The organism is Flavobacterium sp. CF136 (assembly GCF_000282055.1).
GTDB lineage: Bacteria > Bacteroidota > Bacteroidia > Flavobacteriales > Flavobacteriaceae > Flavobacterium.
Genome location: NZ_AKJZ01000059.1, coordinates 1 through 7,003 on the forward strand (window position 1 = coordinate 1; position 7,003 = coordinate 7,003).

The 7,003-nt window shown below is 32.1% G+C and carries 7 protein-coding genes; 6 read left to right on the forward strand and 1 reads right to left on the reverse strand.

Translation table 11 applies throughout. The annotated features are described in order from the left end of the window. The first annotated feature begins 120 nt into the window (after positions 1 to 120). The 6 genes from PMI10_RS16795 (at position 121) to PMI10_RS16820 (ending at position 5,674) form a co-directional block, all read left to right on the forward strand. A complete protein-coding gene (locus PMI10_RS16795) occupies positions 121 to 1,464 on the forward strand; it encodes a cytochrome ubiquinol oxidase subunit I (RefSeq protein WP_007810215.1) in 1,344 nt (447 codons plus the stop codon). A gap of 2 nt (positions 1,465 to 1,466) precedes the next feature. Next, positions 1,467 to 2,543: a cytochrome d ubiquinol oxidase subunit II gene (cydB, locus tag PMI10_RS16800; RefSeq protein WP_007810216.1), complete on the forward strand. Its 1,077-nt coding sequence runs from the start codon at positions 1,467 to 1,469 to the stop codon at positions 2,541 to 2,543. A gap of 94 nt (positions 2,544 to 2,637) precedes the next feature. After that, on the forward strand, positions 2,638 to 3,222 hold the full coding sequence (locus tag PMI10_RS16805; protein ID WP_007810217.1) for a hypothetical protein: 585 nt from the start codon (positions 2,638 to 2,640) through the stop codon (positions 3,220 to 3,222). Beyond that, entirely contained in the window at positions 3,212 to 3,979 is a 768-nt protein-coding gene (locus PMI10_RS16810; RefSeq protein ID WP_007810218.1) for a hypothetical protein, read from the forward strand. The genes PMI10_RS16805 and PMI10_RS16810 overlap by 11 nt, the downstream gene beginning before the upstream one ends. A 667-nt stretch (positions 3,980 to 4,646) precedes the next feature. Continuing rightward, the gene (locus PMI10_RS16815) at positions 4,647 to 5,051 is read left to right on the forward strand and encodes a hypothetical protein (protein WP_007810219.1); all 405 of its coding nucleotides are present in this window, start codon (positions 4,647 to 4,649) and stop codon (positions 5,049 to 5,051) included. Between the two features lie 236 nt (positions 5,052 to 5,287). Then, the gene (locus PMI10_RS16820; protein WP_007810220.1) at positions 5,288 to 5,674 is read left to right on the forward strand and encodes a helix-turn-helix transcriptional regulator; all 387 of its coding nucleotides are present in this window, start codon (positions 5,288 to 5,290) and stop codon (positions 5,672 to 5,674) included. Positions 5,675 to 5,913: 239 nt separating this feature from the next. Here PMI10_RS16820 and PMI10_RS16825 read toward each other — a convergent pair whose 3' ends face one another. After that, a complete protein-coding gene (locus PMI10_RS16825; RefSeq protein WP_007810221.1) occupies positions 5,914 to 6,699 on the reverse strand; it encodes a sulfite exporter TauE/SafE family protein in 786 nt (261 codons plus the stop codon). Between the last annotated feature and the right edge of the window lie 304 nt (positions 6,700 to 7,003).

A 7,003-nucleotide genomic window follows, 5' to 3' on the forward strand; every position in this document is an offset into this window, starting at 1 on the left:
TAATTACACCCAACGGGTTAAATATTACTTAATGATTTGAAAGAAAAACTTCTTTTTAAGGACAGGAATTTGGGTTTTAATGGGTAAATTTGTCGGACTTCATAAAACAAATACCGCTCTATGGAAGAAATGCTTTTTTATGACCGAATGCAATTCGCCTTCACCATTACTTTTCACTATCTTTTTCCGCAACTTACAATGGGTCTTTCGCTGATCATTGTTTATTTTAAATGGAAATATCTCAAAACTAAAAACGAACAATACAATCATGCCACGCATTTTTGGATGAAAATTTTCGCCTTAAATTTTGCAATGGGAGTCGTAACAGGAATCCCAATGGAATTTCAGTTTGGAACCAACTGGGCTAAATTCTCCGAATTAACCGGAGGAATTATTGGACAGACTTTAGCTATGGAAGGTATGTTTTCCTTCTTTCTGGAATCGTCCTTTTTAGGTTTGTTTTTATTTGGGGAAAAACTACTTGGGCATAAATGGCATTTTGTCACCGGATTACTTATTTGTATTGGTTCCTGGGCAAGCGGATTTTTAATCATCGCTACACATTCGTGGATGCAGAATCCGGTTGGTTATGAAATCCTTGAAAACGGAAAATTCGTATTGAATAATTTTCAGGCTTTATTTTTAAACCCGTGGCTGTGGCCTTCTTACCTGCACAATCAGGCGGCGTCTTTAGTGACGAGTTCGTTTGTCGTGGCCGGAATTGGAGCTTTTTATATTTTAAGTCAGAAGAATGTTTCTTTTGGAAAATTATTTCTTAAAACCGGAGTAATCTTCGGATTGGTTTCAAGTCTTTTTGTAGCCGTTCCTACGGGAGATTTACTGGCGAAAAATGTAGTGAAATATCAACCCGTGACTTTTGCCGGAATGGAAGGGATTTTTCATACCGAAAAAGAAGGGTCCGAAATTGTTTTAATCGGTCAGCCGGATGTAAAAGATAAAAAACTGGACAATAAAATCGCTGTTCCAAATATCCTGAGTTTCCTGACTTACGGAAGTTGGCACGAGGAAATAAAAGGCTTAGACCAGTTTGAAGAAGATGTACATCCAACTAATATCTCTGGCTTGTATTATGCGTATCATATTATGGTTGGGCTCGGGACTTTATTTATTGGTTTAATGGTTTGCAGTCTTTTTCAGCTTATGCGAGGTAAATTATTCGAAACCAAATGGATTTTATGGTCGTTGCTTTTTATGATGCCATTTCCGTATATCGCTAACACAACAGGATGGTACACAGCAGAATTAGGAAGACAGCCATGGCTGGTTTATAATTTAATGAGGACAGCTTCCGGAGCTTCACCAACCGTTTCTTCAGGGAATACTTTGTTTACTTTATTAGGCTTTATCGGATTATATCTTTTACTAGGTATGCTGTTTTTACTTTTGATTGGAAAAATCATCAATAAAGGACCTCACACAGAAATCATAACTGAAAATATATAAGTATGGAATTTTTTTGGTACGTAGTTTTAATGGGAATTTTGGCCGTTTATATTGTTTTGGACGGTTACGATTTTGGAGCAGGAATTATACATTTATTTTTTGCTAAAACAGAAAAAGATAAAAAAGCAATTACAAGTGCAATCGGTCCGTTTTGGGATGCCAATGAAGTTTGGATTATCGCAGCCGGAGGAGTTTTGTTTTTTGCTTTCCCAACTTTATATGCTTCTTCTTTCAGCGGATTTTATCTGCCGTTGATTATGATTTTATGGCTTTTGATTTTCCGTGCAATCGGTTTAGAAATGCGTGGTCAGGTACATCACCCAATGTGGGAAACCATTTGGGATAAAGCTTTCGGAATTGCAAGTCTGCTTTTGGCTTTGTTTTTTGGAATTGCATTAGGGAATATCGTTCGCGGTGTAAATCTCGGAATGGTAACCAACGGCGTTTCGACACAGGAAGCACATTATTTCTTTTTGCCTTTATGGAATCCGACTTTTAGTCCGCAGGCAAATGAATTGGGAATTATCGACTGGTTTACTCTTTTCCTCGGAATTGTAAGTGTTGTAGCGCTAACGATTCACGGTGCTAATTGGATTATCTATAAAACCAATTCTTCATTGAATGCGCAGCTTAAAAATGTTGTTTTTAAACTGAATATTGTTTTATTGGTTTTGGTTTTTATTTCATTGCAAATCTGGCATTTTATTGAGCCTAGACCTTTTCATAATTTTATAGAAAATCCGATTCTTTGGTTTTTTCCTGTAATGGCTTTCGTTGGAATTTTAGGATTGTTTAAAGTACGTTCCTATAAAAAAGACGGACAAGCTTTTATTTTCTCTACTTTATTTCTTGTTGGAGGATTTACTTCAACAGCGGTTTCTATTTTTCCGAATGTTTTGCCTTCTACCAATAAGGTGAATCCATCCTTAACGATTTATAATACTGCCGCCGGAGAATACGGATTATCTGCCGGAATGAGCTGGTTTTTTGTGGCTTTGTTTTTGGTAATTGTTTATTTTATTATTCAGTACCGTGTTTTTAACGGGAAAATGGATGATATTGGGTATGGGGAGCATTAGAGTTTTTTAATATTTTTCGGATAATATTTTACTTGTTTATTTAACAAGTAATCTTGTTCTTTGCCGTGTACAAATTATTTAAAATGCGTCATAAATGAATAAAAACCTGATAAGATTAATAGGTGGTCTTGTTGTTATTTTTTTCAGTGTATTTGTCATCTTGACACAAGTAAATTTTTTGGATTACAGAAGTCCGAAAACATACGATAAGATAGATGAAATCACTTTAAATGATTTTCGAGGTTTAGAATTTTTTCAAAACACTTTATACGGGAATGAGCATTTTGCTTATATCAAAACATCGATTGATTATGATTTTGAAAAAGATTCAATAAGAGTCGAATCTTTTTTTCATCCTTCCAGTTCTTATGTATATAATAGAAAAGCTTTTAGTAATGAATTGCTGACTCATGAATTATATCATTTTAGAATAAAAGAAATGTATGTTAGAATGATTAAGAGTCAAATTTCGAAATTTAAAAAAGTTAATAAAACTGAAATTGAAGATTTGATTGGTAAAATGAAAATTAAAGAAAGGCAGTTTCAAATAAAATATGATGATGATACTTTTCATAGTTATGTTTTAAGCGAACAAAAAAAGTATGAAAAAAGTATTGATAGTTTATTAACGTTATACAGTAATTTTAAAAATCCCAAAGTTTATATATATGAAAAATAATAAAATTATATTTTTAGTTCTTTTGTTTTCAGTTCTAATTGGTTGTAAGGAAGAAAGTAAATTTCCTCTTGATAAGAAATATTGGGATGTTGCAGATTACGATAATGTAATAAGAGAAGTCAAATTTGGTACCGAGCCTGACGAAAAATTACCAACTTTTGATAATCCTGATACTAAACTTTTGGTTGAAAAATTGACAGATGAAGAAAATTTTAAAGTTGTATTAGATGATAATCAACTTGGATTAAAACATAGAACTGAGGTTGGACAAGGGTTTTTTGATAAATGGCGAGACATGGCTACTATTTATAATGCAATTGACAGAACAGATAAGTACATTTATGAAAGAGAGTATGTTGAAGTTTACAATTTTGGTTTAGAACTACAGATTAAATATTTTAAGCTAGGGAATGACGCAATCATTGAAAAATCTGATGACCCAAATTCATTATCAGTAAAAAATACTGTAGATACAAATATAGAAACACTAACTAATAATATGATTAATTATTTGGATGAAATTAATAATGAAAAATCATATACTAATCTTGGATTAGATTTAATAGCTAATGGAATTGATAAAAATTTTACAGAATTAGTTAATACATATCCAAACTATAACTTTAGTGGCTTACTTGAAAAAGTAAACCTTATGCTTAAAAAAACAAAGTCAGAAAATATAAAACAATCATTAACAAAACTCAAAGGGCTTATTGAGTCAAAAGGTGCTACTAAATCTGAGGGATCTGAAGTTTAAGTAATTTATAAAATTTAATTTTAAGAATAGAAAACATGTTCCTGTTTCCTAGTAGGTGTGAGTATCACTCCAGATGGCCCTGATATGTTTTTTCGATTGTTAGGCAGATTTGCTATCCGTGTCCATTCCAATTTTTAAGGTTTATATTTCTCTCTAGAAAGAAGTAGATTACGGCCTTTTTGTTAGTGTGGTTGCTTCGTTCCTCGCAATGACTTTGTGTATGTCTTTGCGAGGAACGAAGCAATCTCATGTAGTATGTCTGCTTCAATTTGACTTTTTTGGAAGATTTATAGATTTATAGAAATAGATTTTATAAAACAAAAAACTTCAAGATACTCAAGAGTGCGTTAGGGATAGGAGCGATATCCTTTTTGTTTTTTCTTTAAAAATAAAAAGATATAGCGGATAGCCCGGTCGGAGGTAACGCCCAAAACATAAATTTCTTTCAATATTTAATAAATAGAAAGGTAAAAAAATAAAAAGCATTCCGTTTTCTTTGAATATTTTTTCTAAGTATTTAATTACAACTAATAGTTATATTCTATAATTTGAGTTGTAAGAAAAAAAGAAGCGATTGCTTAATATTGCGTATCGAAGAATTTTTTTAGAAGATTCTTAAATGATGATTTTCTGTGCAAACTCTTAACTTATTTATTTACTGATAATTATGTTCGTAACAATTTTTCCCGACAAGATTAAATTTCACTACAAATCTAAAAACTGGCACTATCATTTTGATGAAATTAAAGAGCTTGGACTAATCAAAAGAGAGAAAAAGTATTTTCTGGAAAACGGTGCTTTTATTGCCGTAACCGCCGTCGCTTATTATTGTATGATTTTCTCTAATTTGATGGATTTGTATTATATTATTCCGACTCTTTTATGTTATACTTTTATTATAATCGCAAGATTTAATGATTCTTCGGAATTTGTATATTTCGTATTTGTAAAAGATATTTATCAAAAAGAGATAAGAATCAAAATTGCATCAAAAGACCGTCTCCAGATTGGTAAACAGATAGATCTCTATTTTGATCTTCAGTTTGAAAGAAATATAAAAAAGACTGCGTAAATAAAAAAAATCAAAAGATGTTTTTATTCCGAATTTTCCATTATGATTTAGTTTTCATAATGGTGGCTTTGATGTATGGTTATATTATTACCACCAGAAAAAAATAATGAAAAACTGCTTTACATATACCTAACAATAAAGCAGTTTTTGAATACCCTAAATAGGTATAGTTATGCTGTTAAAAAGTTTAATGGCGGGCTGTTTTGATTATACCTGATCTCCCAAATTAAAAAAATATGCCCACAACAATTAAAAACAAAATTAAAAACATTAGAGAGTTAAAAAATTACACTCAGGAATACATGGCAGAAAAATTAGGTTTAACTCAGGCTGGTTATAGTAAAATAGAAAAAGGGAATACTTCCTTGAGTTATGAAAAATTGGTTGAAATAGGAAAGATTCTTGATGTGACCGTTGAAGACATCATTAGTTTTGACTATGATAAGTATTTTAATAATTTTAACAGAATTACTGGAAATAACAATGGAAGTATTTTGATTAACACAGAAAATACTTCTACACTAAAAGAACTTTATGAAGACAAAATCCGATTATTAGAAAAACTTTTAAATAAGACAGAAATCGAACTTGGTCGATATAAAGAAAAATATGGAGAAATTTGAAATAACTCCAATTTTCATGCTTTCAAAATAAAATCGTTAAAATCTAAAAAACATAATTTTTACCTGAGTGTGCGTTAGGGATAGAAGCGGTATCTCCCGATTTAGAAAAACTAGGCTTTTTAGCCGTAGTTTTTGTTTATCGGGAATATAGCGGATAGCCCGGCCGAAGGCAACGCCCAAAATATTAAGATTCTATTTGGCATTAAAAAATCTGCCGAATCTGCGTGAAACCAAAAACTTTAAAACAGAACCTCTTTAGTAATAATATAAAATCCCATTACCAAAACAAACCATCCAAAAATAGGTTTTAGTTTGGTACCATCAATTTTTTTGGAAAGCTGGCTTCCGATTAGCATTCCTAAAAGTGCCATTGCCGAAATGCCCAATAAAAAAGGATAATTGATTGGAGTTCCGATGTATAAATCGCCTCCAAAACCAATCGTGGAATTAATGGTGATGATTAATAACGAAGTTCCAACAGCTTGCTTCATGGGTAAATTGGCGAAAAAGAGCAGGGCAGGAATGATCAGGAATCCACCCCCGGCACCGAGAAAGCCAGTTACAATTCCGACTACGAAACCTATTATGCTTAAGTGCAGATAATTGGTTTCTGCTGCTTTTATTTCGGGTTGGTTTTTTCGAATCATCGAAATCGCTGCAGTAATCATCAATATGGAGAAGACAATCATAATCAGAAAGTCTTTTGAAACGGAATAAGAAGCAACGGAGAAAAGTGTGGCCGCAATTTGAGGGAAAATTACTTCGCGGATAATCAATATCGAAATAACTGAGGGAATCGCAAAATACAATGCCGATTTCAGTTTTAGGTTTCCCATTTTATAATGGCTGTAACTTCCGAATAAAGCGGTTAGTCCAACTATAAATAAAGAATAGGAAGTTGCCTGATCGGGATTTACTTTAAATAAATATACTAAAATCGGGATAGTCAATATTGATCCTCCTCCGCCAATTAAGCCTAATGAGATCCCAATGATGATGGATGCAAAATAACCTAAATATTCCATTACTGATTTTTTTATGCAAAGGTGGCGGGTAAAATAGAAACCTACAGTAACATTTATCACATAGGAATGTTTTTGCCACAGATTAAAAAGATTAAATGGATTTTTCTGTGAGAATAATTATTTTCTAACACATAGAAACATAGTTTTTCTCTCAATAAAGAGTAAAATAGATAATAAGTTATTACTTCACATAGCTATATGAATTTATGTAGAGTGAAACACTTTTTATCAAATACTAAAAACTATGTTTCTATGTGTTAGGATAAAGGTTTTGTCACATCGAGCGGAGTCGAGATGCTTTACG